This window comes from Amaricoccus solimangrovi (genome assembly GCF_006385685.1).
Lineage (GTDB): Bacteria > Pseudomonadota > Alphaproteobacteria > Rhodobacterales > Rhodobacteraceae > Amaricoccus > Amaricoccus solimangrovi.
Genome location: NZ_VFRP01000013.1, coordinates 39,293 through 53,108, shown reverse-complemented (window position 1 = coordinate 53,108; position 13,816 = coordinate 39,293). Strand labels below are relative to the sequence as shown.

Annotated in this window: 13 protein-coding genes; 5 read left to right on the top strand and 8 right to left on the bottom strand. The window is 70.8% G+C overall.

The features are described from left to right. Positions 1–118: 118 nt before the first annotated feature. The 7 genes from FJM51_RS13770 to mutM form a co-directional block, all read right to left on the bottom strand. The gene (locus FJM51_RS13770; protein ID WP_140454708.1) at positions 119–553 is read right to left on the bottom strand and encodes a VOC family protein; all 435 of its coding nucleotides are present in this window, start codon (positions 551–553) and stop codon (positions 119–121) included. Between the two features lie 136 nt (positions 554–689). Continuing rightward, complete coding sequence (recF, locus tag FJM51_RS13765; protein WP_140454707.1) at positions 690–1,733, bottom strand: DNA replication/repair protein RecF; 1,044 nt, start codon at positions 1,731–1,733, stop codon at positions 690–692. Next, positions 1,730–2,848, bottom strand: a complete 1,119-nt coding sequence (gene dnaN / locus FJM51_RS13760) for a DNA polymerase III subunit beta (protein ID WP_140454706.1) — start codon at positions 2,846–2,848, stop codon at positions 1,730–1,732. The genes recF and dnaN overlap by 4 nt, the downstream gene beginning before the upstream one ends. Positions 2,849–3,121: 273 nt before the next feature. Further along, positions 3,122–4,678, bottom strand: a complete 1,557-nt coding sequence (gene dnaA, locus FJM51_RS13755; RefSeq protein ID WP_438502757.1) for a chromosomal replication initiator protein DnaA — start codon at positions 4,676–4,678, stop codon at positions 3,122–3,124. A gap of 481 nt (positions 4,679–5,159) precedes the next feature. After that, complete coding sequence (rpsT, locus tag FJM51_RS13750; protein ID WP_140454705.1) at positions 5,160–5,426, bottom strand: 30S ribosomal protein S20; 267 nt, start codon at positions 5,424–5,426, stop codon at positions 5,160–5,162. Positions 5,427–5,623: 197 nt separating this feature from the next. After that, entirely contained in the window at positions 5,624–6,400 is a 777-nt protein-coding gene (locus tag FJM51_RS13745) for an enoyl-CoA hydratase-related protein (RefSeq protein WP_140454704.1), read from the bottom strand. Positions 6,401–6,442: 42 nt separating this feature from the next. Further along, positions 6,443–7,315 carry a bifunctional DNA-formamidopyrimidine glycosylase/DNA-(apurinic or apyrimidinic site) lyase gene (mutM, locus tag FJM51_RS13740; protein ID WP_140454703.1) on the bottom strand — a complete coding sequence of 291 codons (873 nt, stop codon included), beginning with the start codon at positions 7,313–7,315 and terminating at the stop codon, positions 6,443–6,445. Between the two features lie 113 nt (positions 7,316–7,428). On the opposite strand from mutM, the gene ubiE reads away from it, so the two are divergent. The 5 genes from ubiE to FJM51_RS13715 all read left to right on the top strand — a co-directional run bounded on the left by ubiE (position 7,429) and on the right by FJM51_RS13715 (position 13,437). Then, a complete protein-coding gene (gene ubiE / locus FJM51_RS13735) occupies positions 7,429–8,196 on the top strand; it encodes a bifunctional demethylmenaquinone methyltransferase/2-methoxy-6-polyprenyl-1,4-benzoquinol methylase UbiE (protein WP_140454702.1) in 768 nt (255 codons plus the stop codon). Continuing rightward, entirely contained in the window at positions 8,197–9,723 is a 1,527-nt protein-coding gene (gene ubiB, locus FJM51_RS13730) for a 2-polyprenylphenol 6-hydroxylase (RefSeq protein WP_140454701.1), read from the top strand. Positions 9,724–9,771: 48 nt separating this feature from the next. Then, a complete protein-coding gene (locus FJM51_RS13725; protein ID WP_140454700.1) occupies positions 9,772–10,959 on the top strand; it encodes an HPP family protein in 1,188 nt (395 codons plus the stop codon). 136 nt (positions 10,960–11,095) lie between these two features. Next, a complete protein-coding gene (locus FJM51_RS13720; protein WP_140454699.1) occupies positions 11,096–12,166 on the top strand; it encodes a DUF475 domain-containing protein in 1,071 nt (356 codons plus the stop codon). 143 nt (positions 12,167–12,309) lie between these two features. Beyond that, the gene (locus tag FJM51_RS13715; RefSeq protein ID WP_140454698.1) at positions 12,310–13,437 is read left to right on the top strand and encodes an aromatic ring-hydroxylating oxygenase subunit alpha; all 1,128 of its coding nucleotides are present in this window, start codon (positions 12,310–12,312) and stop codon (positions 13,435–13,437) included. A gap of 139 nt (positions 13,438–13,576) precedes the next feature. Here the strand turns inward: FJM51_RS13715 and FJM51_RS13710 are convergent, their stop codons facing one another. Further along, positions 13,577–13,807, bottom strand: a complete 231-nt coding sequence (locus tag FJM51_RS13710) for a thioredoxin family protein (protein WP_140454697.1) — start codon at positions 13,805–13,807, stop codon at positions 13,577–13,579. Positions 13,808–13,816 lie beyond the last annotated feature (9 nt).

The following is a 13,816-nucleotide window of genomic DNA, read 5'->3' as shown; positions in this document are numbered from 1 at the left end:
CTAGCGATTGACAGTCCGGATGTCACCCCTCGAATCCCCCTGGGCGTCGGGAAAATCCTCCGTTTTATCAATCCTTTGGCTCTCCCGCCCCCGGGGTCGCGAAACGCCCCCGCGGGGCTCAGGCCCCGCCCTCCGGCAGGGTCAGCGTGCCCTCCGGGCCGAGCGACCAGAACGGGTTCATCGCGACCTCCCAGACATGGCCGTCGGGATCGGCGAAATAGCCGGAATAGCCGCCCCAGAACACCTTTTCCGGCCGCTTGATCGGCGCCGCGCCCGCGTCCAGCGCGCGCGCGAAGGCCGCGTCCACCTCCGCCTCGGTCGCGAAGTTGCGCGCGAGATTGCTCGCGCCCCGCCCAAGCGTCTCCGGCGCCACGCCCATGTCCTTCGCGAGATCGTCGAGGCCGAAGAGCGCCAGCACCTGCCCGGCGAGCTGGATGAAGACCACCCCCTCGGGCGCCGCCACCGCCTCCCAGCCGAGCGCGGCGTAGAACAGCCGCGCGCGCTCGAGATCGGCGACGCCGAGCGTGATCAGGCTGATGGATCTTGGAAACATGCGCGTCCTCCGTAGGGCGGACCACGGTCCGCCGCTTGCGGCGCGGCTTGGGGAATCTCGGCCCCAAGGCGCCAATCGCTCGTAGGGCGGACCTCGGTCCGCCATCCCGGCGCGCGACGGCGGACCGAGGTCCGCCCTACAGCGCCAGCCGCTCCCCCTCCAGCCCCTCGAACAGCTCCGGCCCGGTCCCCGTGAGGAAGGCCTGCGCGCCGAGCCCCGCGATCGCACCGTAGAGCGCCCGGCGCCGGTCCGCGTCGAGATGCGCCGCCACCTCGTCGAGCAGCAGGAGCGGCGGCGCGCCGAAATCCTCCGCCACCGCCCAGGCATTGGCAAGCACCACGCCGATCAGCAGCGCCTTCTGCTCCCCGGTCGAGCAGAGCCGCGCCTCCATCCCCTTCGCCGCGTAGACCGCGCCGAGATCGTCGCGATGCGGGCCGATCCCGGTCCGCCCGGCGGCGAGATCGCGCGCGCGGCCCTCCGCCAGCGCCGCGCGCAGCCCCGCCGGATCGCGTGGCCCCTCCGCGATCAGCGCCAGATCGCCGCGCGGAAATCCCGGCGTCTCCGGCGCCGCGCCGAGCCGGGCGAGCGCCGCGCGCCGGCCGGCGTCGATCCGCGCGCCTTCCTCCGCGAGCCGCGCCTCGAGCGCGGCGTACCAGCCCGGATCGCGCACGCCCTCGCGCAGCAGCCGCCCGCGCTCGCGCAGCGCCCGGTCATAGGCGAGCGCCGCCGCGCCATGTTCGGGAAGGAGGCTGAGCGTCGCGCGGTCGAGGAAGCGCCGCCGTTCCGCCGCGCCCTCGAGCCAGAGCCGGTCCATCGCGGGCGTCAGCCACAGGACCCGCGCCACCGCGCCGAGCGCCGCCTGCGCCGCGGCCTTGCCGTCGAGTTCCACCCGCCGCCCCGCGCCCTCGCTCCAGGTCACGACCTCATGCGTGCCCGACGGCGCCTCGAGTTCCGCGGCGATCTTCCAGCCGATCCGCTCGGGCAGCCGCGCCATCTCCTCCGCCGCGGCGCCGCGCAGCCCGCGGCCGGGCGAGAGGAGCGAGATCGCCTCGATCAGATTGGTCTTTCCCGAGCCGTTCGGCCCGTGGATCGCGACCGGCGCGCCGGCGAAGCCGAAGGCGCCCCGGGCGTGGGAGCGGAAATGCGAGAGCGTCAGGCGCCGGAGCGCCAGCCGGCTCACACCCGCATCGGCATCACGACATAGACCGCGGATTCGTCGTTGCCCTCGCGCATCACCGTCGGGTCGCCGGAGGAGTTGAACAGGAAGACCGCGTTCTCTCGGTCGACCTGGCCCGCGATCTCGAGCAGGTATTTCGCGTTGAACCCGATCTCCAGCCGCTCGTCGGCGTAGGCGACCGCCAGTTCCTCGTCCGCCGCGCCCGAATCGGGCGCGTTGACCGAGAGCACCAGCCGGTCCTCGTCGAGCGCCATCTTGACGGCGCGCGAGCGTTCCGAACTCACGGTGGCGACCCGGTCCACCGCCTGGGCGAACTCGGCCGCGTCGACCTCGAGCCGGCGGGTGTTGTTCGTCGGGATCACGCGGGAATAGTCGGGGAAGGTGCCGTCGATGACCTTCGAGGTCAGCGTCACCTCCGGCGTCGCGAAACGCACCTTGGTCTCGCTGACCGAGACGGCGATGATCGCCTCGTCGTCGTCGAGCAGCTTGCGCAGCTCGCCCACGGTCTTGCGCGGTACGATGACGCCCGGGATCCGCTCCGCCCCCTCCGGCAGGGCCGCGTCGATCCGGGCGAGCCGGTGCCCGTCGGTCGCGACGCAGCGCAGCACCGGCCCGTCGGTCGCGGTCGCCGCGTGCATGTAGACGCCGTTGAGATAGTAGCGCGTCTCCTCGGTCGAGATCGCGAATTTCGCCTTGTCGAACAGCCGCCGCAGCACCGGCGCCGGGCAGGAGAAGTCGCAGTCGTATTCCGCGCTCGCCATGATCGGGAAGTCCTCCCGGGGCAGCGTCTGGAGCGAGAAATGCGACCGCCCCGCGCGAACCTCCAGCCGGCCGGCGGAGGCGTCGTCGGAAAGTTCGACCATCGCGCCGTCGGGCAGCTTGCGGACGATCTCGTGCAGCGTATGGGCGGAGACCGTGGTCGCGCCGGCGTGGATCACCATGGCGCGGGCCTTGTCGATCACCTCGATGTCGAGATCGGTGGCGCGGAAGCTCACCTGATCGCCCTCGGCCTCGATCAGCACGTTGCCGAGGATCGGGATCGTGTTGCGGCGCTCGACGACGGATTGCGCGCGGTTCATGGCCCGGAGCAGGGCGCCGCGTTCCATGCTGAGTTTCATCGTGTTGTCCCCGTGCTCCCGCCCGCCCGGACCCGGGCGGGGAGGCGACACTAGCCGATCGGCGGCGGACTGCAAGGGGGCGCGGCGGTCCCGGGGACGGCGCGGGGGGATGGCGGACACATGTCCGCCCTACGCGGGGCGAACCGTAGGGCGGACCTCGGTCCGCCACCCCGCCTGCGAGGGCGGGGAATGCCCGCCCGAGGCCAGAGGCGGACAAATGTCCGCCCTACGAGGGCGGCGCAGGGCGGACCTCGGTCCGCCTCCCGCGCGCCGTCACGCCTCGAGCATCCGGCGCAGGAGCTCGACGTCCTCGGCGATCTGGCTGTCGGTCTTCCTCAGTTCCTCGATCTTGCGGACCGCGTGGATCACCGTCGTATGGTCGCGCCCGCCGAACCGCCGCCCGATCTCCGGCAGGCTCTTCGAGGTCAGGGTCTTGGCGAGATACATCGCCACCTGTCGCGGCCGCGCCACCTGCCGCGCGCGCCGCGCCGAGAGCAGGTCGGACATCCTGAGGTTGTAGTGATCGGCCACCTTGCGGATGATCTCCTCGATCGTGACCTTGCGCTCGGAGGCGCGCAGCACGTCGGCGAGGCATTCCTGCGCCATGTCGAGATCGATCTCGCGCCCGACGAGCCCGGCATAGGCGAAGAGCCGCGTCAGCGCCCCCTCGAGCACGCGGACGTTGGACGAGATCCGGTGCGCCAGCAGCTCCATCACCCCCGGCCCGATCAGGATGCCCGGATGCGCGAGCATCTGCGCCTCCGCCTTGGCCTGCAGGATGCCGAGCCGGAGCTCGTAGTCGGTCGGGTGCAGGTCGACGACGAGGCCCCATTGCAGGCGCGACTTGATGCGCTCCTCCAGCCCGTCGATCTCGCCCGGCGCGCGGTCGGCGGAGATGATGATCTGCTTCTGCTGGTCGATGAGCGCGTTGAACGTGTGGAAGAACTCTTCCTGGGTCGAATCCTTGCCGGCGATGAACTGCACGTCGTCGACCATGAGCAGGTCGACCGAGCGGAACATCTCCTTGAACCCGTGCATCTCCTTGAAGCGCAGCGCCGAGACGAAGCGGTACATGAACTGCTCGGCCGAGAGGTAGAGCACCTTCGCATCCGGCGTGTTGTGACGCACCTCCCAGGCGATCGCATGCATCAGATGCGTCTTGCCGAGGCCGACGCCGCCATAGAGGAACAGCGGGTTGAAGGCGACCTCGCCCCCGTCCGCGACGCGGCGCGCGGCGGCGTGGGCGAGTTCGTTCGGCTTGCCGACCACGAAATTGTCGAAGGTGAACCGTCCGTCGAGCGGCGCCTGGGGCAGATCGGCATCGGCGGGCATGGCAGCGCCCTCGGCTCTGGAACGCGGGATCGCCGGGGAGTGGAGCGCCTCGTCGAACGCCGGATCCGCGACGGGGTCGGCGGCGATCGCGGGCGCGGCGGGACGCGCGGCCGGGGCGCGCGCGGCGGCGGGCCGCCCGGCGGCCGTCCGGGCCGGGGCCTCCCCGGCCTCGCCGCGAACGATTTCGGGGGCCGTCCCGCGCCGGGGCGGCTCGGCCGGCGGCGAGGGGTCGTTCGAACAGACCGCCACGGTGAATTCGAGCCGGCTCACCTGCACCCGCTCCCGCGCGAGCAGGTGGCGGATCGCCTCGCCGTAGTTGCGCTGGACCCAGGTCCCGATGAAGCTGTTGGGCGCCGCGATCCGGACGATCCCGTGATCGGCGCCGATGAAGGCGAGCGGGTCGATCCAGTTCTGGTAGGCGTCTATTCCGATCTGGCTCCGCAGGTGGCCGCGCACGCGTGACCACGCGCCTGAACAGGCATCCGACATATCGTTCATCATCAGGCTGCTTCGTGGGAGGCGACCAGGGCCCGGAAAGCTCGGCTGGGCAGATCGACCGGCTGGGCGCCGGCCGTGTCGGGCGATCCGGAATAGACCTCACTCGAACGCATGCCCAATCCCTCCACGAGAGTTATGTTTGTTACCGCCGCCAACATTCGTCTTGTATCACTCCAGTACCGATCCGGATCCGGACCGGGCAGAACAGGGCGAGTCCATCCGGCCCCGGAACTTCTTCGTCGGCCGACGAAACAACCCACGCTTCTGTTCGGGCGGCGGGCCGAACAGAAGGAGCGGGGTGACGCTGGGTCGAAGGGTCGGATTGGATTCGCTACGCTGGGGTTAACCATACCCAAGAGGCCCCGGGCGGACAACCGGATCGAACGTGGAACATCGCCGAATTCCCCGCCGCCGCCCGGACAAAGAAAAACGCGCCCGAATCCGGGCGCGTCCAGGCAATCGGAAACCGGGTGTCAGGCCGTCAGGCGCTGAGCGCCTTGACCCGGCCGGCGAGCCGCGAAACCTTGCGGGAGGCGGTGTTCTTGTGGGTCACGCCCTTGGTCACGCCACGCATGATCTCGGGCTGCGCGACGCGCAGCGCCTCGACCGCGGCGGTCTTGTCGCCCGAGGAGATGGCTTCCTCGACCTTCCGGATGAAGGTGCGGATGCGCGAGCGGCGCGCCTTGTTGACTTCCGTGCGGCGCTCGGTCTGGCGCGCACGCTTCTTGGAGGACGGCGAATTTGCCATGTGCTGAGGTCCGTCTGTCAGTCTCTAGGATCAGGGCGCGTCTCTATCGCCGGGTTCCGCGAGAGTCAACCGGCTTTCGACCGGGCGGCCCCGCGAAATTCGCCGCGGATATGCATTTGCATATTCGGGCCTCCTTGTCCCCGCCACAACCGCCCCGCGAATATGCATATACATATTCGCGCGGATGCCGGGCGGGCTCAGCGGCCCTCGAAGCGTGGCGCGCGTTTGGCGAGGAAGGCGGCCATCCCCTCCTTCTGGTCGGCGGTCGCGAAGAGCGCCTGGAACAGCCGCCGTTCGAAGAGCACGCCCTCGCGCAGCGGCGTCTCCTCCGCCCGGTGCACGGCCTCCTTCGCGGCCTTCACCGCGACGGGGGATTTCGCCGCGATCGCGCGGGCGGCCTTGTCCGCCTCGGCGAGCAGGTCGGCGGCGGGCACCACGCGCGCGGCGAGGCCGGCGCGCTCGGCCTCCTCGGCCTCCATGAAGCGGCCGGTCAGGATCAGGTCCATCGCCTTCGCCCGCCCGACCAGCCGCGGCAGGCGCTGGGTGCCGCCGAGGCCCGGGATGATGCCGAGGTTGATCTCCGGCTGGCCGAATTTCGCGCTGTCCGCGGCGATGACGAAGTCGCAGGCCATCGCGAGTTCGCAGCCGCCGCCGAGGCAGAAGCCCGCGACCGCGGCGATGATCGGCTTGCGGCAGCGCCCGATCGCGTCGAAGGAGGCGTTGAACATCTCCTCGCCGAAGACCTCGGCGAAGCTCTTCTCCGACATCTCGCGCACGTCCGCCCCGGCGGCGAAGGCCTTCTCGGAGCCGGTGAGCACGATCGCATGGACGCCCGGATCCGCGTCGAGCGCGCCGAGCGCCGCGGCGAGTTCGGCCAGCAGCGCCGAATTGAGCGCGTTCAGCGCCTCCGGCCGGTTTAGCCGGATCGTGGCGACCTTCTCCTCCACCGAGACCAACAGCGTCTGATACTCCACCGCGCATTCCTTCCTGACTGGGCGCGGCAGAGTGGCGCGCGCTCAGGCGGGGATCAACCCCGGCTGGCAGGCCGGGCAGAAGAAGCTCGACCGGCCGGACTGGACGATCCGCGCGATGGTTCCGCCGCAGCGCGGACAGGGCGCGCCCTCCCGGCCGTAGACGGCGAAGGAATGCTGGAAATAGCCGAGTTCGCCATCGGCCCGGCGGTAGTCGCGGAGCGAGGAGCCTCCGGCGGCGATGGCATCCACCAGCACCTCGCGGATCGCCGCCGTCAGCGCCGTCGTCTCGCCCTCGCCCAGATCGCCCGCGAGGGTCGCGGGATGGATCCCGGCCCGCCAGAGCGCCTCGCAGACATAGATGTTGCCGAGCCCGGCGACGAGGCGCTGGTCGAGCAGCGCCGCCTTGACCGGCGTCCGCTTCCCCGCGAACCGCGCCGCGAGCCAGGCCGCGTCGAAGGCGTTGCCGAGCGGTTCCGGCCCGAGCCCCGCGAGCAGCCGGTGGGTTTCGAGCGTCTCCGTCGGCCAGAGGTCCATCGCGCCGAAGCGCCGCGCGTCGTTCATCGTGACCCGCGCGCCGCCCTCGAGGTCGAGCACGACGTGATCGTGGGGCAGCGGCGCGGGATGGGGATGGTGGAATTCGCCGACGACCTCCCGCGCCTCCCCGCCCGAGATCAGCAGGCGCCCGGACATGCCGAGATGGACGATGAGCGTCTCGGCGCGGTCGAGATCGATCAGCAGGTATTTCGACCGCCGCCCGAGCCCGAGCACCCGCGCCCCGGTCAGCCGCTCGGCCATGCGCTCCGGGAAGGGCCAGCGCAGGTCCGGCCGGCGGACCTCGGCCGCGAGGATCACCCGGCCGGTCATCACCGGCTCGAGCCCCCGGCGGACCGTCTCGACCTCGGGCAGTTCGGGCAAGCCTTCCTCCGCGTCGCCGGGCGCCGACTTCCGCGCCCCCCTCCCCGCGCGCCTTGTCTCCGCGCGCGGGGACCATATAAGCAGGGGCGCCACCGACAGAAAGGTCTCAGGCCATGACCGATCCCGATCCCCGCGACCCGGCCGCCGCCACGCATTTCGGTTTCGAGAGCATCCCGGAGTCCGAGAAGGCGCGGCGCGTCCATGGCGTCTTCACCTCGGTCGCCTCGAAATACGACGTGATGAACGATGCGATGAGCCTCGGCATCCACCGGCTCTGGAAGGATGCGATGATGGACTGGCTCGCGCCGCGTCCGGGCACGCGCCTGCTCGACGTCGCGGGCGGGACCGGCGACATCGCCTTCCGCTATCTCGACCGGGTGAAGGGCGAGGCCGAGGTCAGCGTGCTCGACATGACCGAATCGATGCTGATCGAGGGGCGCGAGCGCGCCGAGGCGACGAAATACGCCGACCGGCTGAGCTGGGTGACGGGCGACGCGATGGCGCTGCCGTTCCGCGACGCGAGTTTCGACGTCTACACGATCTCCTTCGGGATCCGGAACGTCACCCGGATCGACGAGGCGCTCGCCGAGGCCTGCCGGGTGCTGCGCCCCGGCGGCCGGCTCATGGTGCTCGAATTCTCGCGCGTGCCGAACGACATGCTGCGCTGGCTCTACGACCGCTATTCCTTCAACGTGATCCCGCCGATGGGCCAGGCGATCGCGGGCGACCGGGCAAGCTACCAGTATCTCGTCGAATCGATCCGCCGCTTCCCGCCGCAGGAGCGTTTCGCCGAGATGATCCGCGACGCCGGGTTCAGCCTCGTGAAATACCGCGACCTCTCGATGGGGATCGCGGCGCTTCACTCCGGCTGGAAGGTCTGAATGCGCGGACCGCACAATATCTGGCGGCTGATCCGGACCGGCGCGACCTTCGAGCGGACCGGGGCGATGGGGATCGCGCTCGAAGCCTTCGACGCGCCGGCGCCGCTGCGCGCGGCCGCGCGGGTGCTCGGCTGGCCGTTCCAGTGGCTCGGCCTCCCCGGCGACCCGTCCCGGCCGCCGATCGTGCGCGCGCTGACCGCGCTCGGCCCCGCCTACATCAAGTTCGGCCAGCTGCTCTCGACCCGCCCCGACGTCGTCGGCCCCGAGATCGCCGAGCAGCTGAAGGTGCTCCAGGACAAGCTGCCGCCCTTCCCGCCCGAGGAGGCGCGCGCCGCGGTCGCGCGGGAGCTCGGCGTCGGGCCGGACGTGCTCTTCTCCGAATTCGGCCCGCCCGTCGCCGCCGCCTCGCTCGCGCAGGTGCATCGCGCGCGGATGCGCGACGACGGCCGCGCGGTCGCGGTGAAGGTGCTGCGCCCCGGCATCGAGCGCGCCTTCCTGCGCGACGTCGACGCGTTCTACCTCGCCGCCTGGATGATCGAGCATCTCGCGCCCTTCAGCCGGCGCCTGCGTCCGCGCGCGGTGATCGAGCATTTCGAGGGTGTGGTGCGGGGCGAGCTCGACCTGCGGATGGAGGCGGCGGCCGCCGCCGAATACCGCGCCCGGACCGAGAACGACACCGGCTTCCGCGTGCCCGCCGTCATCTGGTCCGCCTCCGGGCGGCGCGTCATGACGCTCGAATGGGTCTCGGGGATCAACATCGGCGATCTCGAGGCGCTCCGGGAGAGCGGGGTGAACCTCACCGATCTCTCGCGCCGCGTGATCCAGACCTTCCTGACCCACGCGCTCAGGGACGGTTTCTTCCACGCCGACATGCACCAGGGCAACCTGAAGCTCGGCCCCGACGGCGCGCTGGTCGCGCTCGACTTCGGGATCATGGGCCGGATCGACGCCTATACGCGCCGCGTCTACGCCGAGATCCTGCACGGCTTCCTGCTGCGCGACTATACCCGCGTCGCGGAGGTCCATTTCGAGGCGGGCTACGTGCCGGCCGACCGCGACGTGGCCGAATTCGCCCAGGCGCTGCGCGCGGTGGGCGAGCCGATCTTCGGCCAGGACGCGGCCCACATCTCGATGGCGCGCCTGCTCGCGCATCTCTTCGAGGTGACGGAGCGTTTCGGGATGGAGACGCGCACCGAGCTCATCCTGCTCCAGCGCACGATGGTCGTGGTCGAGGGCGTCGCCCGCGGCCTCGATCCCGCGATGAACATGTGGGAGACGGCGCGGCCGGTGGTGGCGGGCTACATCGCCGAGAACATCAGCCCGCTCGCGACCGCCCGCGACATCGCCTCCACGCTGCGCGTGCTCGGCCGGTTCGGCCCGCGCCTGCCCCAGCTCGCCGAGGCGGCGCTGATGCGCGTGACCCTCGCGGAGGAGAAGGCCGCGGCGCGCGCCCTGCCCGGCTGGGTCTACGGCCTCGGCGGCGCGATGGTCGGCGCCGCGCTCGTCGCCCTCGGCGGCATGCTCTAGGCCGGGCGCGCGGGAACCCGGCGGCCAGCAAGAAGACGGTTTGATCCCATGACAGCGAAACCCACCCTCTCCCACCGCCTCGCGCGCGCGCTCGGCCCCGCCGTCGCGACCGTCTCGCCGCGGGAGGCCGCGCGCGCGGGCCTCGGCGCCCTGATCGGCCTCGGGCTCGTCGGGATGCTCGTGCTGGCGCCCACGGTGGACCCCCGGCTCGGCCTCTATCTGATCGCGCCCTTCGGGGCGACCTCGGTGCTCATCTTCGCCGTGCCGAACAGCCCGCTGGCGCAGCCCTGGTCGGCGGTCGTGGGCAACACGATCGCGGGGCTGGTCGGGGTCGCCGTCTGCCTCACCGTCGCCGATCCGGCGCTGCGCATCGCGCTCGCGGTCGGGCTCGCGATCACGCTGATGAGCCTCGCGCGCGCGGTCCATCCGCCGGCGGGCGCCGTCGCGATGACCGCGGCGATGAGCCCCGACGCGATCCAGCAACTCGGCTTCCGCTTCGCGCTCGCGCCGGTCGCGCTCGGCACCATCCTGCTCGTCCTCGTGGCCATGGTCTACGCGCGCGCGACCGGCCGGCACTATCCGCTGCGCCATTTCGACGACACCAACGCGCAGGGCACGGCCGACCGGCCGGCGGCGGAGCGGCTCGGGCTCAGCGAGGAGGATCTGACGCGGATCCTGAGCGCCTACAACCAGTCGCTGAACCTCGGGGCCGAGGATCTCGCCCGGCTGATCGGCGCGGCGGAGATGCGCGCCGCCGGGCACCGGGCCGGCCCGCTCACCGCCGAGGAGATCATGTCGCGCGACCTCGTGACCGTGACCCCGGAGACGCCGCTGTCCGAGGTCGCGGAGCTCTTCCGCCAGCACGGTTTCACCTCGCTGCCGGTGGTCGAGGGGAACGACCGGTTCCTCGGCGTGATCTTCCAGATCCATCTGATCCGCCGGGGCCGGGAGGACGCGCTGCGCATCGGCCGGGGCTTCGGCGCGGCGATGGCGCGGCTTCTCGACCGGCGGCGCGAGACGCCCCCCAGGGCCGGGGAGATCATGGCGAGCGCCGTTCCCCGCGCGACGCTGATGACGCCGCTCGGCGCGCTGCTGCCGATGCTGGCGGAGGGCAATACCGACGCGATCCCGGTGCTCGAGCGCGAACGCCTCGTCGGCATCGTCACCCGCACCGACATCATCGCCGCGATGGCGCGCGAGACGGCCCGCCGGATGTCCTTCGTCCACCGCTCCTGACCCCGGCGCGCGCGCACCTCCCGCGGCGAAAGGTCGCCGGGGCCTGTTACGCGCCTCCCGTCGTCCCGATATCGCTCCGGAACGCATCTCTCCCCCGGGCGGCGGCGCCCGCGGGCGGCCAGGATCCGGAGGTTTCGTGAGCGACGCGAGCGCAGTCCATTCGTCCCCCTCGTCCCTCTCCTATTTCAGATGGGCCTTCATCGTCACCGTCGCGGGGCTGGCGCTCGGCGCGCTGGTGGGCTGGCTCTATACCGGCACCGTTCCGGGGACGCTCTCGATCTTCTTCATCTGCGCCGTGCTCGCGGTGCTCGAGATCTCGCTCTCCTTCGACAACGCCGTCGTCAACGCGAACAAGCTCAAGACGATGACCCCGCTCTGGCAGCGGCGCTTCCTGACCTGGGGCATCCTGATCGCGGTCTTCGGCATGCGGATCGTCTTTCCGCTCGCCATCGTCGTCGTCGCGGCGGGGATCGGGCCGATCGCGGCGCTCGACCTCGCGATCAACCGGCCCCATGACTACGCGGCGATCATGCACGAGGCCCATCTCGGGATCGCCGCCTTCGGCGGCAGCTTCCTGATGATGGTCGCGCTCGCCTATTTCTTCGACAAGGACAAGGACATCCACTGGGTGAAGCCGATCGAGCGGCGGCTGAGCCGCGCGGCGGATGTGCGGGGCATCGAGATCACCTTCGTGCTCTTGATGATCGTGCTCTTCACGAAGCTGATCGGCCCGGAACGGGGCGGCGAGTTCATGACGGCGGCGATCTGGGGCCTCGTCACCTTCCTCGTCGTCGACGTGCTGCGCCACATGCTCGACCGCGCCGACAAGGGACTCGACGCCGCGGCGCGCGGCGGGATGGGCGCCTTCCTCTATCTCGAGGTGCTCGACGCGAGCTTCTCCTTCGACGGCGTGATCGGCGCCTTCGCGCTGACGCAGAACCTCTTCGTGATCGCGATCGGGCTCGGCATCGGCGCGATGTACGTGCGCTCGATGACGATCATGCTGGTCGAGAAGGGCACGCTCGCCGAATACCGCTATCTCGAGCACGGCGCCTTCTACGCGATCTTCATCCTCGGCGTGATCATGTATTGCCAGACCATGGTCCACATCCCGGAGGTCGTCACCGGCCTCGGCGGGGCGGTGCTGATCGGCATCGCGCTCTTCTCCTCGATCCGGTGGAACCGGCGCCACGGCAACGGGGACTAGGTTCGACGGGGATTAGGTTCAGCCTAACTCCTCCCGCGGCAGGTTCTACTTTACCGAAAGGGCGGCGCCGCGGCATGGATGGGGCGATCCCGGGCGCCCCGCCAGAGCGCGCCCGGACCTCCCAGCCCGCGCGGAGCCGCCCCATGACCCGAATGGATGCCCTCGACCCGATCGCCGAACTGAAGGCCACCGCCGCCCGCCCCTTCAGCCAGGCCATGGCGATGCCACCCGCGATCTACACCTCCGAGGCGGTCTGCGCGGCCGAGAAGGACCGGATCTTCGCCCGCGACTGGATCTGCGTCGGCCGCGCCTCGCGCCTCGCGAAGCCGGGCGACTATCTCACCTACGACCTCGCCGGCCAGCCGGTCATCGTGCTCCGCGACAAGGCGGGCGAGATCCGGGCGATGTCGAACGTCTGCCTGCACCGGATGTCGACGCTGCTGACCGGCACCGGGCGGCGCAAGGTCATCACCTGCCCCTACCACGCCTGGATGTACGACCTCGACGGCTCGCTGATCGACGCCTCCTTCATGGACCGGAACGAGTGCTTCCACCGCGAGGGGATGAAGCTGCCGGCGATCCGCTGCGAGGTCTGGCTCGGCTGGATCTTCGTCACTCTGAGCCCCGAGGCCGAGCCGGTGGCGGCGCGTCTGGCGAAGCTCGCGGAGGAGATCGCGCCCTTCGGCATGGCGGACTACGTCGAGTTCTTCCGCGAGGAGCACGTCTGGGACACGAACTGGAAGGTGCTGGCCGAGAACTTCATGGAGAGCTACCATCTGCCCGCCTGCCACGCGGCGACGATCGGCGGCGTCTCCAACATCGCGGATTTCGACCTGCCGGAGGGGGAGCCGGCCTACAACATCCACTTCATCTCGAAGGATCCGAAGTTCCGCCTCGCCTGCGCCCATCCGTCCAACACGACGCTGACGGGCGAATGGCGCACCCGGAACGCGATCTTCTCGGTCTATCCCTCGCTGATGATCACGGTGACGCCGGGCTATTTCTGGTATCTCTCGATGCAGCCGGTGACCGCGGGCCAGGTCCACATCATCTTCGGCGGCGGCTTCTCGCCCGATTTCGCCGCCGATCCGGAGGCGGAGAGCCTGATCGCGGAGGTGAAGGCGCTGCTCGACGCGGTGAACGTCGAGGACCGGGGCTGCACCGAGCGCGTGTTCCGGGGCGTGTCCTCGCGCCTCGCCGCGGCCGGACCGATGAGCCATCTGGAACGCCCGCTCTACGATTTCGCGCGCTATCTGGCGGAGCGGCTCTGAAGGCGGCGCGTTTCTTCCGTGGGCTCCCCTCGGGGGGCACTGCTCATGAGACGCCAGGGGCGGGGCCACGTCGCCGTGCTCGTGGCCGAGATGCCCGGTCGGCGCCGCGCCAGGCATCGGCCGCGGCGCGACGCTTCGATCAGGCAAGCCAGGCCCGGACCTGCTCGCGCGTGGGGACGGAGCCCTTGTGCGCGACCTTGCCGTCGACCACCACGGCGGGCGTGCTCATCACGCCATAGCCGGCGATCCGGCGCATGTCCTCGACCTTCTCGAGCGCGATGTCGCGGCCAGTCTCGCGCGCCACGGTCTCGATCGTCTCGACCGTGGCCCGGCATTTGGCGCAGCCGGATCCGAGAACCTTGATCTCCATGAGCGCGTC